The sequence below is a fragment of the Promicromonospora sp. NPDC060204 genome (genome assembly GCF_042728455.1).
Lineage (GTDB): Bacteria > Actinomycetota > Actinomycetes > Actinomycetales > Cellulomonadaceae > Promicromonospora.
In genome coordinates, this window is record NZ_JBHWZO010000142.1 from 1 (window position 1) to 16,081 (window position 16,081).

8 protein-coding genes are annotated in these 16,081 nt (G+C 72.8%); 1 reads left to right on the forward strand and 7 read right to left on the reverse strand.

The features are described 5' to 3' along the window. Positions 1 to 61: 61 nt before the first annotated feature. From ACFWEJ_RS17760 to ACFWEJ_RS17785, 6 genes are all read right to left on the reverse strand, one after another. On the reverse strand, positions 62 to 1,048 hold the full coding sequence (locus tag ACFWEJ_RS17760; protein ID WP_377230538.1) for a glycoside hydrolase family 130 protein: 987 nt from the start codon (positions 1,046 to 1,048) through the stop codon (positions 62 to 64). 9 nt (positions 1,049 to 1,057) lie between these two features. Next, positions 1,058 to 1,891: a carbohydrate ABC transporter permease gene (locus tag ACFWEJ_RS17765; protein WP_377230539.1), complete on the reverse strand. Its 834-nt coding sequence runs from the start codon at positions 1,889 to 1,891 to the stop codon at positions 1,058 to 1,060. Between the two features lies 1 nt (position 1,892). Beyond that, the gene (locus ACFWEJ_RS17770) at positions 1,893 to 2,816 is read right to left on the reverse strand and encodes a carbohydrate ABC transporter permease (protein ID WP_377230540.1); all 924 of its coding nucleotides are present in this window, start codon (positions 2,814 to 2,816) and stop codon (positions 1,893 to 1,895) included. 5 nt (positions 2,817 to 2,821) lie between these two features. Further along, on the reverse strand, positions 2,822 to 4,108 hold the full coding sequence (locus ACFWEJ_RS17775) for an extracellular solute-binding protein (protein WP_377230541.1): 1,287 nt from the start codon (positions 4,106 to 4,108) through the stop codon (positions 2,822 to 2,824). After that, entirely contained in the window at positions 4,105 to 5,142 is a 1,038-nt protein-coding gene (locus ACFWEJ_RS17780; RefSeq protein WP_377230542.1) for a LacI family DNA-binding transcriptional regulator, read from the reverse strand. Before ACFWEJ_RS17780 ends, ACFWEJ_RS17775 begins: the two co-directional genes overlap by 4 nt. A gap of 297 nt (positions 5,143 to 5,439) precedes the next feature. Next, positions 5,440 to 8,292 (reverse strand): ATP-binding protein, encoded by a 2,853-nt coding sequence (locus ACFWEJ_RS17785; protein ID WP_377230543.1) that lies wholly within the window; start codon positions 8,290 to 8,292, stop codon positions 5,440 to 5,442. A gap of 205 nt (positions 8,293 to 8,497) precedes the next feature. Here ACFWEJ_RS17785 and ACFWEJ_RS17790 point away from each other — a divergent pair, with 205 nt between their 5' ends. Next, positions 8,498 to 12,349, forward strand: coding sequence for a S8 family serine peptidase (locus ACFWEJ_RS17790; protein ID WP_377230544.1), 3,852 nt, complete (start codon positions 8,498 to 8,500; stop codon positions 12,347 to 12,349). 88 nt (positions 12,350 to 12,437) lie between these two features. Here ACFWEJ_RS17790 and ACFWEJ_RS17795 read toward each other — a convergent pair whose 3' ends face one another. After that, the gene (locus ACFWEJ_RS17795) at positions 12,438 to 15,872 is read right to left on the reverse strand and encodes a S8 family serine peptidase (RefSeq protein ID WP_377230545.1); all 3,435 of its coding nucleotides are present in this window, start codon (positions 15,870 to 15,872) and stop codon (positions 12,438 to 12,440) included. Positions 15,873 to 16,081: the final 209 nt, after the last annotated feature.

Genomic DNA, 16,081 nt, shown 5'->3' on the forward strand with positions numbered 1-16,081 from the left:
GGACTCGTCCTGGCAGCAGCTGCATGGTCACCAGCGGCCGGGCTCAGCCCGGCCGACCGGGTCAGGCGCCGAGCGTGGCGCCCCAGGTCTGCTTCGGGTCGTGCACGGCCACGGCCAGCGTGGTGTCGGACTGGCCGTAGTACGCGAGCCACTTGTCCTGGAAGTGCACCAGGCCCTCGACGAACGTCACGTTGGACACGAGCCCGTTGCGGTCCTCGAACGTCTGCGGGCGCAGCCACGGGTCCTGCAGCCGGGCGAGCACCTTGGTCGGGTTGTCCGGGTCGATGGCGATCTGCCCGCACCGGTAGTCGACGTCGACGCTGCCGTCCGGGTTGATGGTGCGCGTGGCCCCGTTGGTGAGCATCACGAGCAGGCCGTTCTCGGTCAGCACCGGCGAGGTGCCGATCTCGACGAGGTCGGCGTCGAAGGACCCCGGCGTCGGCGAGTACATGGGCTCGGTGTCCGGGGTGCCGGGCGTCCAGTGGATCAGGTCGTCGCTGGTGGCCCAGTAGATGGCGCCCTCGCCGAAGTACATCCACCACTTGCCCTGCATCCGCACCGGCACGATCACGCCGGCCTTGGACCAGTTGAAGCCGCGCGGGTCGACGGTCGCGAAGGTGTCGAACGACTCGAACATGGGCCCGTGCCTGGTCCAGTCGTGCAGGTCGGTGGAGGTGGCGAGGCAGAGCTGGGCGCTGTGCCGGTCCCAGCCCGTGTAGGTCAGGTAGAACGTGCCGTCGATGTACGCGATGCGGGGGTCCTCGCACCCGTAGCGCTCGTAGTCCTCCGACGGCGACAGGATGGGCTCGGCCTCACGCTCGAAGTGGAAGCCGTCGCTGCTCCGGGCCAGCCCGATGTGGGACACGATGTCCTCGGCGTGGGCCCGGTACAGGAGCACCACCTCGTCGTCGACCACCAGGGCCGCCGGGTTGTAGAGGTTCGCCGACTCCCAGCTGCCCCCGCGGGGGCGCAGGATCGGGTTGTTCTCGTACGGGACGAACGGCCCGAGCGGGAACGTGGCGTGGGTGAACATGCTGGTGACGTCCATGTTTGTGGGTCAGCCCTTCACGGCGGAGCCGATGTTGGATGCGGTGAAGTACCGCTGGAACAGGCAGAACAGGATGACGACGGGGAACGCGAGCGTGGTGGCGCCCGCGAGGATCGCGCCGTTCGGGTTGGCGGTGGACTGGGCCACGTTGGAGATGTAGTTCGCCAGGGAGACCGCGAGCGGCTGGAGCGTGGCGTCCTTGGTGATGAGGAACGGCCAGAGGAACTCGTTCCACGGCCCGATGAAGGTGACCAGCACGACCGTCGTCAGAGCGGGCTTGACCAGCGGCACGGCGATCGAGCGCAGGATGCGCAGCTCGCTCGCGCCGTCGATCCGCGCCGCCTCGAACATCTCCTGCGGCAGTGCCCGGAAGAACTGCGTGAAGATGAAGACGGCGGTCGTGTTGATCGCGAACGGCAGGATCATCCCGAGGTACGTGTCCCCGAGGCCGAAACCCCGCGTGATCTGCACGTACAGCGGGATCATCAGCAGCTGGAACGGCACCATCTGGACCAGCAGCATGAGCACCCAGGTGGCGCCCCGGCCGCGGAAGTCCAGCCGGGCCATCGCGTACCCGGCCAGCAGCCCGAACGTCACCGTGCCCAGCAGCACGCCGGCGGTGAAGATCAGCGAGTTGCCCAGCGAGCCGAGCAGGTCGATCCGCGAGTCGATCGCCGCGAAGTTCTCGAGCGTCCAGCCGGAGGTCGGCAGGAGCTGGTCGGGGGTGTTGGTGGGGCTCTCCTGGAAGGCCCCCACCACCATGTAGTAGAAGGGAAAGGCGAACACGGCCGCCGCGAGGGTGAGCAGCAGGTAGCGCACCCAGGTCCCGCGTTGTCGTCGCATGTCAGCGCTCCCGGTTGATGCGGTTGGCGGCGAGCGAGAGGACGCCGACGACGATGACCAGCAGCATGCCGATCGCCGCCGCGGTGTCCGGGTTCTGCTGCTGGATGCCGCGCTGGTAGATGAGCAGCACCGGGGTCACGGACGCGCCGTCGGGGCCGCCGCCGTTGGTCAGCAGGTAGGGCTCGGTGAACAGGTTGGCGCCGGTGATGATCGCGAGCACGAGCACCAGCACCGTGGTGGCGCGGACGCCGGGCACGGTCACGTTGCGGAACCGCTGCCAGGCGTTCGCGCCGTCGGTCGCCGCCGACTCGTGCAGCTCGCGCGGCACGCTCTGCAGCGCCGCGAGGTACAGCAGGATGTAGAACCCCAGCTGCTTCCAGGTGACGTAGAGCGCGATGGTCGGCATGGCCAGTGACGAGCTGACCAGCCACGACGGGTCCGGGGCCAGCGGCCCGAGGACCGAGTTGACCAGCCCGCCCGACGAGAACAGCAGCATCCACACCCCGACCAGCGACACGCTCGCCGTCAGGTAGGGCACGTAGAAGGCGATGCGGTACGCCGCCGCCCAGCGGATCCCCGCGTTCAGGGCCGTGGCCAGCACCATCGACAGCACCACCGTGAGCGGCACGTTGATGACCAGGAAGACCCCGATGTTCCGGAAGGCCTCCAGCACCTGCGGGTCGGTGAGCACGGCAGCGAAGTTGTCGAACCCCACGAACGGCTTGGGCACGTCGACACCGGGCGCGGTGAAGAAGTAGTCGTGGAACGCGATGTAGACGGCGAACCCGAGCGGGTAGGCGAAGATCGCGAGGACGAAGACGAGGTAGGGCAGCGCGAACAGCGTGCCGATCGGCTGCCGCCCCCACCATCTCTGCCGCGTGGCGCGCACCTCGGTGGTGCGCAGCTCACCTGTTGCCGTGCTCACCCGGATCAGCCCTGGACGAGCCCGTTGATGGTCTCCGCGGCGCCGCTCAAAAACTCCTCGACGGTGCTGCTGCCGAAGATGACGGCCGACGAGTAGTCGTCGCGGAAGGCCTGCCACACCTCGACCGAGTTCGGGATGCTCGGCACGTCGCCGGTGCGCTGCGCCTGGTCGGCGAACACCTCGTAGGCGGGGTTCGCCGCGAAGTAGTCCGCGTAGGTGGTGGCCAGGTCGGTGCGCAGCGGCATCTGGCCGGTGGCCTCCAGGAGCTGGCCGTCGCTCTCCTCGCTGGTGGAGAACTTGAGGAACTCCCAGGCGGTGGCCTGGTTCTCGCACGAGGTGAACATCGAGACGTTCTTGGAGTCGGCGAACGTGATCGGCTCCGCCTCGCCGGTCGACGTCGGGACCGGCATGAAGCCGACGTCGACGCTCTCGGCGTACGACGCGATGGCCCACGGGCCCGCCATCTGCATGGCAGTGGTGCCGGCCGACATGGCGTCGTCGGTCGACGCCTCCTTCGGCGCGAGGCCCTCGGAGTAGATCGTCGCCCAGAAGTCCGCGACGGCCTTGCCGTTCTCGTCGTCGAACGTCGCCTGCTGGTCCTCGACCAGGGACGTGCCGCCCGACTCGGCCAGGTACAGCGGGTAGAAGTCGAACCACGGCTGGAAGAACTCGTTGGTCGGCGAGGGCCAGATGGCGCTGTCCGCGGCGCCCGACTCCACGATCTTGCGGCTGCCCGCGAGGAAGTCGTCGTAGGTGGCCATGTCCGGGTTCTCCGGGTCGATCCCGGCCTTCTCGAAGACCTTCTTGTTGTACATGACCATGACCGGGTTCGACTTCCAGGGGAGCTGGTAGTAGCCGTCGTCGGTGAGGTACGTCTGCGCGCCCTCGCCCACCCGGTCCTCGATGTAGCTCGTGCCGTCCTCGAACTGGGACAGGTTCACGAGCCCGCCCTGGCGGACCCAGCCGGGCACCGCGGCGCTGGAGATGTTGTAGACCAGGCAGGGCGCCGTGCCCGCGGTGATCGCGGCGGTGATGGCCTCCTCGGACGACGAGCCGGCCGGGATCTCCTGGGCGGTGACCTTCTCGTCGGGATGATCGGCGTTCCAGGCGTCGACGACGTCCTTCCCCCAGCCGACCTCCTGCTCGTTGTTGGACAGCCAGACCGTGATGGGGCCGGTGCCGGAGGGGCTCTCGCCGCCGCCGTCACCTCCGCCGCCGCCGGACGAGCAGGCGGCGGTCAGGGCCACCGCGGTGAGCAGGGCGGCCGTTCCGGCCAGACGGGGGTGCTTCATGAGAACTCCTCCTCGAGTTCGGTGTGGGGTGCCTCGGGTGCGGGGCCGGCAGTGCTGGCTCGCAGGCGAAGCGCATTGCAGTCGACCGTCACGGACTCGGGCGGCTCGCCGGCGAGGTCGGCCAGCAGCCGCTCGGCAGCCACCCGCCCCCGCCGGAACGGGTCGGTCGAGACACTGGTCAGGGCGGGGCTCAGGTGAGCCGAGAGATGGTCGTCGTCGAAACCGGCGACGGCGAGGTCGTCGGGGACCAGCAGGCCCCGGCTCCGGGCGTAGGAATAGCCGGCGATGGCCATCGTGTCGTTGGCGTAGAGGATCGCCGTCGGCCGGTCGGGCAGGTCGAGCAGCTCGGCCGTGAGGGCGCGGCCGCTCCCGGCGGTGAAGTCCCCCTCGCGCAGCAGCTCCTTGCTGCCGACGCTGCGGACGTACGCCCCCGCGCGGGCGTGCGAGTGCACGTAGTCGAGCGGACCCGACACGTGGGCGATCCGGGTGTGGCCGAGGTCGCGCAGGTGGGCGACCAGGTCGCGGACCGGCGCGGCATCGTCCGTGCGGACGGTCGAGAACGGGCTCTCGGCGTCGTACGCCCCGAGCAGCACGGCCGGCAGCCGGATCTGCTGGAGGTAGCCCACCCGCCAGTCGACGCGGTGCAGGTCGAGGACGATGACGCCGTCCGCCCGTCCGCTCGCCATGGCGCGGTAGGCGCGCTCCTCCGCCGTGCGGGTGCTCGCGACCTGGAGCACGAGAGCGATCTCGTGCTCCGCGAGCACTGCCTCGACGCCCGAGATGAACGCCGGGAAGAAGGCGTCGGACGCCAGGATCGAAGGATCGCGGGACAGCACGACCCCCACCGCGTCGGTGCGCCGCGCGGCCAGCGCGCGGGCCCGTGAGCTCGGGACCCAGTCGAGCCGCTGCGCGGCGGCGAACACCCGGGCCTTCGTCGTCGCGGAGATCGGCCGCTTGCCGCTGTAGGCGTGGGACACCGTCGCCTTGGTGACGCCCGCCGCGCGGGCGACGTCGTCGATCGTCGGCCTGTCCATCGCACTCCTCCGTCATCGGGGCCGTCAACGTAAAACCGGTTTGACGATCCGGTCAACCGGTTTGACGATCGGGCCCCAAACTGCCGGATGAGGCCGCCCAGCCGACTGACTCACCGTCGTCGGATCGCCGAGTCAGCGAGGTGGTCGGACCACCCGCCTGACTCGCCGTCGTCGGATCGCCCAGTCAGCGAGGTGGTCGGACCAACCCGCTGACTCGGCATCCTCGTGTCGCCCAGTCAGCCGGGTGGGCGGGTGGGCGGGACGGGCGAGTCGGGTGAGACGGGTGAGACGGGTGGGTCAGCCTGCTGCGGGCGTGCGGTCCTCGCCCGCGTCGTCGAGCAGGTGGACGGCGAGGTCGGCGCGGGAGGTGCAGCCGAGCTTGCGCAGGGCGTTGCGCACGTGGCTCTCGACCGTGCGGGGCGAGAGGAACAGGTCGGCCGCGATCTGCCGGTTGGTGCGGCCCTGCGCGGCGAGCAGCGCGACCTCGCGCTCGCGGCCGGAGAGCCCGAGCCCGTTGGAGCGCCGGCCGCCGCGCCACGGGTAGGGCACGGGCAGGCCCAGGCGGCGCAGGGTCCGCGTGACCCGGGCGACGTCGTTGCTCGCGGCGCGGCCGCCGTAGCCGCGCAGCGCCTCCTCCAGGAGCGCGGCGCCCTCGGCGTCGCCGTCCTCGGCCAGCCAGACGCCCAGCCGCTCGACGACGCGCGACTCCTCGTGGCGCAGCCCGGCGTCGGCCACGACCGTACGCGCCTGGCGCAGCAGCCCGACGGCGGCGCCGTGGTCGCCGTCGGCGTGCGCCACGACCGCCCGGCACGAGAGCAGGGCCGCCAGCGCCAGCGGGGCGTCGACCACGCCGAGCCCGGCGGCCAGCTCCTCGACGTGCGCCCGGGCCTGCGCCGTCCGGCCCTGGATCACGAGCGCGTCGACCAGGCACAGCAGGGGCTCCGCCGCCCACACCCAGTTGCCCTTCTGCCGCGCCGTCGCGACGGCGAGACCGGCCTGGTGGGCGCTGCCCTCGACGTCGTCGAGCGTGAGCAGCAGGCGGGCCAGCGCGCTGCGGCCGGCGAGCAGCGGCCAGACGGCGCCCACGCGGGCGGCGTCCTCGACGAGCGCGGTGAAGTGGGCGACGGCCTCCTGGGTGCCGCCGGAGGCGGCCAGCATGATGCCGTGCAGCAGGTGGTCGTCCAGGGTGGCGGCGTCGTAGCCCGGACGGCGGACCACCAGCTCGTGCGCGCGGCCGGCCAGGTCGGCCCAGCGCCCGGCGGAGCAGTCGACGGCGGCCGCGACCAGCTCGATCACGTCGGTGACCCGCAGGTACTCGGCGGCCGCCACGACGCGCCGCCCCTCGGCGAGCAGCCGCTCGGCGCGCCGCACGTGCCCCACGTGCAGCGCCGCCTGCGACCAGTTCACGCAGGCACGCGCGTGCTCGCGCGGGTAGTCCGCCAGGGCCTCGTCGGCGAGCAGCTCCTCCACGACCGACCAGCCCTCGGGCCGGCCCTGCTCGATCAGCAGCGACGCGTCGGCGATGCGCACCGCGAGCTGCACGTCGGGGGCGCCGCTGCGCCGCGCGGCGTCGCGGGCCTGCTCGCCGCGCGCCGCGTGCACGGTCATGGGGCGGTCGGCCACGGTCTCGGGCGCGGCGAGCACCGCGAGCGCCCGCGCGAGCAACGCGGGGTGCGCGGCGAGGTCGGGCAGGGCCTGCTCGATCTCGCGGTAGCCGGCGTCGGCCAGGCCCTGCTGGCGCAGCAGCCGGCCCAGGGCGAACCGGAGCTCGCCGCGCACGTCGCTCGGCAGCAGCTCGGTGGCCAGGAGCTGCTGCAGCAGCGGCACAGCCTCGACGTGGGCCAGGCCGTCGACCGCGGCCCGGCCGAGCTTGACCGCCAGCCGCAGCCGGTGGTCGGTGGGCAGGTCGGTCTCCATGGCCTGCACCAGGAGCCGCGCGGCGTGGGCGTCGTCGCCGTGCGTGACGGCCAGGTCGGCGGCGTCCTCCGCGTAGCGGACGAACCGGATGGTGTCCCCCGCGCGCTGGTAGTGGTGCGCCAGGCGGGCCACGGGCCGCGGGCCCTCGCGGTCCTCGATGGCGCGGGCGACCGTGCGGTGCAGCAGCCGGCGGGTGGGCGTGGGCAGCGCGTCGTAGACGATCTGCTCGGCCAGCACGTGCCGGAACCGCACCTGCCCGTCCTGCTCGTGCAGCAGGCCCGCGGTGATCGCGTCGACCAGGGCGGCGACGACGTCGGCCGGCGGGAGGCCGGTGACCTCCGCGATCAGGTCGACGTCGACGGGGTGGTCGAGCACGGAGGCGACGCCCAGCACCTCGCGGGTGCCCTCGGCGACGCCGTCGAGCCGCCCGAGCACGACGTCGCGCAGCGCGGTGGGCACCGCGAGGTCGGTGAGCACGTCGTCCTGGTGCGCGCCGTCGTCGGGCAACGGGGTCTCGTGCAGGGTGCCGAGCACCTCCTCGGCCACGAACGGGATGCCGCCGGTGCGCTCGTGGAGTGAGGCGGCGAACGCGTCGGAGACCGGGGCGCCGAGGATCCGCCCGGCCAGCTCGCCGACGCCGGCGGGGTCGAGCGGGCGCAGGGTGAGGGCCAGCGGCGGGCCGGACGCCGCCCGGGCGAACGACTCGCGGACCGGGAGCGGCGCCCCGCCGCTGCGCAGGGTCAGCACGATGCACAGGCCCGCGGGCTGGTGCGCGGCGAGGAACGTCAGGAAGTCGAAGGTGCTGCTCTCGGCCCAGTGCACGTCCTCCAGGACCAGCACGGCGGGGCCCATCCGGTCCAGCAGCTCGGCGGCGGCGCGGAACACCCGGTGCCGGGCGGCACCCTGGTCGGCCAGCTCGGGGGGCGGCGGCGGGAGGCGGTCGCCGAGCTCCGGGACCAGCGGGGCGAGGGCGCCGACGATCGGGTTGTGGTCGCCGGGCGGCACCAGGTCCGCGTGGTGCGAGAGCACGTCGAGCACCGGCGCGAGCGGCAGGGGCTCCTGGAGGTGCTCGCAGTGCCCGATCAGCACGGGGCGGCCTGCGAGCGCCGGGTCGGTGGCGAGCTCGCGGACGAGCCGGCTCTTGCCGACGCCCGCCTCGCCGTCGATCACGACCAGCGAGGGGGTTGCGAGGACCTTGCGGACCAGGGCCTCGAGCTCTGCGGTGCGGCCCACCAGGACGGGTGAAACTCGCGGTCGGGCCGGCGCGGCAGTCGTCTGGTCAAGACTCAACGGCCGCTCCCTCCGTGTCGTACCCGGGGGCCGGGGATGCCCGTCGTGAGGCAAAAGTCAGTGTATGGCACTGATGTTTCCGACAATCGATGCCATTACGTTCACTGATCAGCCGCGGATGCACCGCGGCTGATCCAGAGGAGGGCACATGGACCGACGGTCCGACGAACGCCGGCTGTCACGCGGGCATGTGCGCCGCGCGGCGGCGGTGACGATCGCGCTCGCGCTCACGGCGACGGCGACGACTCCTGCGGCCGGGGCACAGCCCGAGGCCACGGCGAAGAAGAACTACATAGTCCAGATGGCGCTGGAGCCCGTCGCGACCTACACGGGTGGCGTGGCCGGCCTGGCCGCCACGAAGCCGGCCGACGGCGAGAAGGTCGACCCGACCGCCCCCGAGGTGGTCGAGTACGCCAAGCACCTCAAGGGCAGACACCGCGCCGCCCTGTCGAGCGTGGGCGCCAAGGAAAAGGACACGATCTACCAGTACGTGTACTCGTTCGACGGGTTCGCGACGTCGCTGACGGCCGCCCAGGCGGCGGAGCTGCGCACCGAGCCGGGCGTCGTGTCGGTCACCGAGGACGTGCTGGTGCACACCACCACCGCCGACGACAAGAGTGCGCCGGCCGCCGACGACAAGGGCGACGACGACCAGGGCATCACCGTCTGGAGCGACCAGAAGGACGGCTCCGACGCCCCGGCGCAGCTCAAGAGCCCGCAGGGCCTCACGAAGCACTCCGCGGCGGGCGAGGACGTCGTCATCGGCGTCATCGACTCCGGCATCTGGCCGGACAGCGCCAGCTTCTCCGACAAGGACAAGCGCGGCCGCCCCGCCTACCAGCGCCTGCGCGGGTTCGACGGCGAGTGCGACGACGCGGAGACCGTCGGCGACGACTCGTGGGACGACGACGCGTGCAACAACAAGCTGGTCTCGGCCCGGCACTTCAACGACGGGTGGGGCGGCGACGCCGGCATCGCCCAGGAGATGCCGTGGGAGTTCCAGTCGGCGCGTGACTACAACGGGCACGGCACCCACACGGCGTCGACCGCGGGCGGCAACAAGGACGTCGCCGTCACCGGTCCGCTCAACAAGTTCAGCAGCACGGTGAGCGGCATCGCGCCGCGCGCCCGGATCGCCGCCTACAAGGCGCTGTGGTCCGCCGAGGACGGTTCGACGGCGAGCGGGTACCCCTCCGACATCGTCGCCGCCGTGGACCAGGCCGTCGCGGACGGCGTGGACGTCATCAACTTCTCCGTCTCGGGCACGCTGACCGACTTCCTGGACCCGACGGAGCTCGCGTTCCTCGCGGCGGCGCAGGCGGGCGTGTTCGTCTCCGCGTCGGCGGGCAACAGCGGCCCGGCGTCCGGCACGGTGGCGCACCCGAGCCCGTGGATCACCACGGTGGCCGCGGCCACGCACTCCACCTCGGCGCGGTCCACCGCGACGCTCGGCAACGGCACCACGGTCTCCGGCACCTCGCTGGCTGCGAAGGTCGTGGGCCCGGCGCCGTTCGTCTACGGGCGCGACGTCGTCGCGGCCGGGGCCACGGTCTCGAACGCGGGCCTGTGCTTCACCACCGCGGACAACAACGGCAAGCCCGCGCTCGACGCGGCGAAGGTGGCCGGCAAGATCGTGCTCTGCGACCGCGGCGAGAACCCGCGCGTCAACAAGGGCGCGGCGGTGGCCGAGGCCGGCGGCGTCGGCATGATCCTCGTGAACACCGTCGAGGGCGACACGCTCAACACCGACGTCCAGGCCGTGCCGTCCGTGCACGTGGCCGACACCGAGCGCGACGCGCTGATCGCCTACGCCAAGACCTCCGGCGCCACCGCGACGATCGCCGCGGCCTCGGTCGACACCTCGACGCCCGCCCCGTACACGGCGGCGTTCTCCTCGCGCGGCCCGTCGCTGGCGGGCAACGGCGACATCCTCAAGCCCGACGTCACCGCTCCCGGCCAGGACATCCTCGCCTCCGTGGCGCCCCCGGGACAGCAGGGCCTGGACTTCAACCTGATGAGCGGCACCAGCATGTCCGCGCCGTACGTGGCGGGCCTGGCGGCGGCGCTGGTCGAGGAGCACCCGAAGTGGTCGCCGATGGCGGTCAAGTCGGCCCTGATGACCACCGGCACGGACGTGCTGGACGCCGACCCCGAGACCCCGGCCACCCTGTTCCAGCAGGGCGGCGGGCACGTGGCCGCGGACGACTCCACCGACCCGGGCCTGGTCTACGACAGCAGCGTGGAGGACTGGTTCTCCTTCCTCTGCGGTGCCACCGACGGCGTGCAGCAGGACACCTGCGACGCGCTGGAGAAGGACGGGCACTCTCTCGCGCCGTCCGACCTGAACACGCCCTCCATCGCGATCGGGCGGGCCGCCGACGGCCAGACCGTCACCCGTACGGTGACCAACGTGGGCAAGAAGCGCGCCACGTACACGGCCGACGTGACGGGGCTGGACGGCCTCGGCGTGCAGGTCAGCCCGCGCAAGCTGACGCTGTCGCCCGGGAAGTCGGCGTCGTTCACCGTCACGTTCACGCGTGGCGAGGCCGCGCTGAACGTGCGGCTCGCCGGCCACCTGACGTGGTCCGACGGGCGCGGCGGCCACACCGTCCGCTCCCCCATCGTGCTGCGCATGGGTGCCGAGGCCTGGACCGCCCGCTTCAACGGCGGCGAGAACGGCCTGGGCGCCAACGACGACAACGGCAACGAGACGCTCACCTCGCCGGACGGCAAGGTCGTCTACACCGCCGGTCAGACCTCGCCCGCGAGCTTCGGCGGGTTCCAGAACTCCCCCGTGACCGCCGCCTACGACGCGGCGACGGGCCGGCCCCTGTGGTCGGACGTGTACGGGGGCCCCACCGGCGTCGGCGGTGAGCAGACCGGCTTCGGCCTCAGCCCGGACGGCGACACGCTGTTCGTGCTGGCCTCGGGCGGGGGCTACGGGAACGAGGCCGACTACGTCACCATCGCCTACGACGCCGCCACCGGCGAGCGCCTGTGGGTCTCGGTGTACGACGCCGCCGGGGTGTCCGACTACGGCGAGGCCCTGGCCGTGAGCCCCGACGGCTCGGCCGTCTACGTCACGGGCATGTCGATCCTGGACGACCAGGGCGCCGCGGACTACGGCACCGTCGCGTACGACGCCGCCACGGGCGAGGAGCTGTGGCGCAACCTGTACGACGGCCCGGTGCACGAGACGGACGCCGCACGGGCGATCGCCGCGTCGCCGGACGGCTCGGCCGTGGTGGTCACCGGGCAGAGCCGCGGCGAGGGCAAGAGCCTCGTCGACTTCGGCACCGTGGCGATCGACGCCGCCACCGGTGAGCAGCTCTGGGACGCCACCTACGACGGCCCGGACGACAAGGGCGGCTCGGGCGGCGCGGTGGCGATCACCCCGGACGGCACCGTCGTGGTGACCGGCGACAACAGCAGCGCGCAGAACTCGAACGACTGGGTCACCATCGGCTACTCGCTGGAGACCGGCGAGGCGCTGTGGACCGACCGGCTCGACGGCGGCACCGGCGACACGGACGTGCCTCGCGCGGTCGTGGTGAGCCCGGACGGCGGCTCCGTCGTCATCACGGGCAACTCGTGGGGCGAGGGCACCGGCAGCGACTACCTGACCGCCGTCTACGACGTCGCGACGGGCGAGAAGCGCTGGTCGACGCGGTACGACGGGTCTGCGCACGGGCTCGACGTCGCGTACACCGCGGCGTTCACGCCCAGCGGTGACCACGTGGTGGTCACGGGCCAGAGCGCGGAGGCGGAGACCCAGGAGGACTTCGCGACCGTCGCTTACTCGGTCGCCACGGGCGAGCAGGTCTGGTCCGCGCTGTACGACGCCGGTGGTTCCGGCGACGTGGCCAACGCGGTGGCCGTCACGACGGGTCCGGGGTCGCAGACCCGCGTGGTGGTCACGGGCCAGAGCAACTACCAGCTCGACGAGATGACGAGCGACGCCGACATGGCCACGATCTCCTACCTGGTCCCATGGAGCTGACCCAGGCCGGGTAGGTGAGCGCGGGCACGGTGGCACTCTGATCGCTCAGAGTGCCACCGGGCCCGCGTTCATCTCATCCGGCCTGGCGTCAGTCGATCGAGTAGGCCCGGATTACCGTCTTCTTGACCGCACCGCCGGCGGCGTCCCGGGCCTCGGTGCGGAGCGAGACGTGCTCGGTCCCCGCAGGGGCCTTGACCGACGCGACGAGCACGCCCGCCTCGGTGCGGACCGTCTTCGCCCGGTGCCAGGTGGCGCCGTCGTCCGCCGACCACCACAGGCGCACGTCCTGGACCGCCGAGGCGTCGTAGGCGTCGTCCTGGTGGGTGGCGGTGACCCGCACCCGGGTGGTGGCGGGCGCCGAGCCGGACGGGTCGAGCCCGCGCACGTCCCACGCCGTGTCCAGCAGCGGCGGGCGGGAGTTGGCCTCGGCGTCCGACCGCGCGTGGAACGTCCACTCGCCGCGCACGCTGGTGGCGAGCCGGTAGGCCGGGTCGTCGGGCGTGCTCTCCAGCAGCATCCGGTAGTCGGCCCCGCCCTCCGGGACGGTGGGGAACGAGTACGGCTCCGGGACGTCGTCGACCAGCTCACCGTCCTGCCACACGCGCAGGCGCAGCGCGACGTCGGAGCCCCAGAGCACGCCGCCGTCGTCGTCGGCCCGGTCGGTCGGGGCCAGGCTGAGGCGGTCGTCCCAGTGCTCCACGGGCGTGATGCGCGAGACCGCGGGTGCGAGCACACCCGCCGCGAGACCCTGCTTGACGCGGCCCGGCTCGCTCCAGACGTGCGTCTCGGCCTCGGCGAGCACCACGCCGACGCCGTCCTCCTGGATCTCGGACCGGAGGTACCACGAGCCCGGCAGCGCCGTCAGGTACTCGGTCCGCCGCGTGCCCACGGGGACCGCCTCCACGAGGCCGCCGGCGATGATGGTGCCCGGCTCCCAGTACATGCGCTCCGCCTGGTGCGTGTCGCCGACCGAGGCGCCGTAGGTGGTGTCCACCGCGACCGTCGTGCGGCGGTCGCCCCGCAGCGCCGGCACCTCGACGCCCTCGCTGTGGTGCGCGAGGTCGTAGCGGTAGGGGGCGGCCTCGTCCCCCGTGGTCGGCGGCAGCAGCGTGGCCTGGACGATGGTGTCGTAGTCGCCGTGGGTCGCCGCGGGCACGGGGGTGAGCGCGAGGTCCGTCTCCGGCCCGTACTTCACGTTGATGCTGGCGGAGACCCACTCCAGCGAGTCCTCGGTCTCCAGCGACAGGCCCAGGCTCGCCAGGTCGGCCGGGCGCTGCGTCGAGGTGCTGACCTCCTGCGCCGTGGTCCCGTCCAGCAGCACCTCGGCGTCGGCGGTGGCATCGACCTCGCCGCTGCCCAGGAACAGCGCGTCGGTGACGGCGCCGTCGTCGTCGAACGTCTCGATGAACGCCACCGGGCTGTAGATGCCCGGGATGACGCGCGCCTTGGCGACACCGTCCTTGAAGAAGAGGTTGGTGGCGAACGGCTCGCCGGTCTCCACGTCCAGGCGGATCGCGGCGCCCCAGGTGTCCGTGCTGACGGGCTCGCCGTCGCGGTCGACGGCGCGCACGGTCAGGTCCACGTACTCCCGCTCCTTGGCCCAGCCGACGGGGGTGCGCACCTCGGTGCCGTCCGCGGCCGTCGCGACGACGTTGCCGCCGATCGCGCCGATCGCTCCGGGTCCGTCGGTCGTGGTCACGTCGACCTCGGCGGTGCCGCCGGCCGGCACGACGACCGAGTCGGCCGAGAGCGTGAGCGCGTCGGGCAGCACCTCGCCCGACGCGTCGGTGACGTCAGCCGCCAGGGTGAGCGTGACTTCGTCGGCACCCGCGTTGGCGTAGGTCAGGGTGCCGGCGGAGGACTCGCCGTCGTGCGGCCAGGTGAAGGTGCCCAGCGCGAGCGACGCCGGGGAGGCGGTGACCTCCTGGGCCACTGCACCGGGGATGGTGATCCGCCCCGCGCCCTCGGACCAGACGTCCGCGCCCGTGGGCTCGGCCGAGGCCATCAGCGCGGACTTGAGGGCCTGGCCGTCCAGGTCGGGCCGGGCCTGCTTGAGCACGGCAGCCGCGCCCGCGACGTGCGGGGTGGCCATGGAGGTGCCGCTCAGCGCGGTGTACAGGTCGTCGACCGGGTCGCCCTCGGTCGTGCCCGCGGCCCGCGCGGCGACGATCCCGTCGCCCGGCGCCACGACGTCCGGCTTGAGCAGCCCCGGGTCGACGCCGCCGCGGCTGGAGTACCAGGTGACGGCGTCGTCGTCGTCCACGGCGCCCACCGTGAGGGCCGACGCCGCGATGCCCGGCGAGCCGACGGTGCCGTACCCGAGGTCGCCGTCGTTGCCCGCGGCCACGACGAACAGCGTCCCGAACTGCGCGGACAGCTCGTCCACCGCCACGGCGTCCGGCGAGGGGACGTCGAAGAGGAAGCTGCCGAGCGACAGGTTGACCACGTCGGCGCCCTCCGCGGCCGCCCACTCCATACCCTCGATGACGCCGGAGAGCGTGCCGTTGCCTTCGTCGTCCAGCACCTTGCCGACCAGCAGGTCGGCGTCCGGTGCCACGCCCTGGTTGACGCCGTCGGACGCCTCGCCCGACCCGGCCACGATCGAGGCGACGTGCGTGCCGTGACCGGCGCCGTCGGTCACGGCACCCTTGCCGGTGAAGTCGCGCTCGCCGACCACCACCTCGTCGAGGTCGGGGTGCGTCGCGTCGATGCCCGAGTCGAGCACGGCGACCGTGACGCCCTCGCCCGTGAACCCGGCGTCCCAGGCCTCGGGCGCTCCGATCTGCGGCATGGAGTCGGCGTCCGACGCGCGGACCGGCTGGTCCAGCCAGACGTACCCGACGGCGTCGGGGTTCGCGGCCTTGCGGCTCTTGGCGCCGTCCGGCGACGGGACCGGCGCGAGGGCGTCGAGCAGCTTCTCCGCCCGGCCCTTCGGCAGCACGTCGGCCACCGCGCCCACGGACTCCAGGTCCCGGTCGGGCGTGACGCCCGACGCCGCCCAGTCCTGCTCGGCGGGTGCCGCGGCGCGTGCTCCGGCGTCGGAACCTGTGGCGTCCGAGCCGGCGGCGTCGACGGCTGCGGCGTCGGCGGCCGCCGCGGTCTGGACGATCACGGGCAGCGAGTCGCGCGAGGCGTCGTCGTACCCGGCCTCGACCAGGCCGGTCACGTCGAACAGCGCCCGGTCCAGGCGGCCGGGCACGAGCTGCGCCACGTCGCGCGGGATCACGTAAAGGTGGTCCCCCTCGCGCTGCTGGAAGAACGCCATGTGCTCCCGGCCCGGGCCGGGCCGCACCGTGACCGTCTCCGGGTCCGGTGAGCCGTCGGCCGCGGTCCTCACGGAGACGACGTCGCCCGTCAGCAGCGTCACCGTCGTCGTGCGCCCCGCTCCCGGTCCCGCGGCCGTGGGCCGCTCCTGGGTGTCGAGGGGTGCCGGTGTGTCCTGCGGTACGGCCGCGGTCGCCCACGTCCCCCCGCCCAGTGCGATCGCCAGAGCGACCGCCGCTGCACTTGCTCTCTTGCGCATCGGGTTCTCCCGTCCGAGTCGAGCACGCCGCCTGTGCGGCGCCACGTAACCCAGACGCAGGTGAACCACGCGGAGGTTGTGTGACCAGCGAAAATACTCGGAACGGACTTTTTCGACAGGCGAATCCGGGGCTGGTCTCGGCGTCGCGGGGGCTCTGCCGCCGCGCCGCGCCGACTCCCCTTTGAGGCCCTGGTTTCTTCGCTTTGAGT

Bases quoted from the DNA above. Each gene is read 5' to 3' on its own strand.
- ACFWEJ_RS17760 (WP_377230538.1), bottom strand. From the start codon at position 1,048: ATGGACGTCACCAGCATGTTCACCCACGCCACGTTCCCGCTCGGGCCG.
- ACFWEJ_RS17765 (WP_377230539.1), bottom strand. From the start codon at position 1,891: ATGCGACGACAACGCGGGACCTGGGTGCGCTACCTGCTGCTCACCCTC.
- ACFWEJ_RS17775 (WP_377230541.1), bottom strand. From the start codon at position 4,108: ATGAAGCACCCCCGTCTGGCCGGAACGGCCGCCCTGCTCACCGCGGTG.
- ACFWEJ_RS17780 (WP_377230542.1), bottom strand. From the start codon at position 5,142: ATGGACAGGCCGACGATCGACGACGTCGCCCGCGCGGCGGGCGTCACC.
- ACFWEJ_RS17790 (WP_377230544.1), top strand. From the start codon at position 8,498: ATGGACCGACGGTCCGACGAACGCCGGCTGTCACGCGGGCATGTGCGC.
- ACFWEJ_RS17795 (WP_377230545.1), bottom strand. From the start codon at position 15,872: ATGCGCAAGAGAGCAAGTGCAGCGGCGGTCGCTCTGGCGATCGCACTG.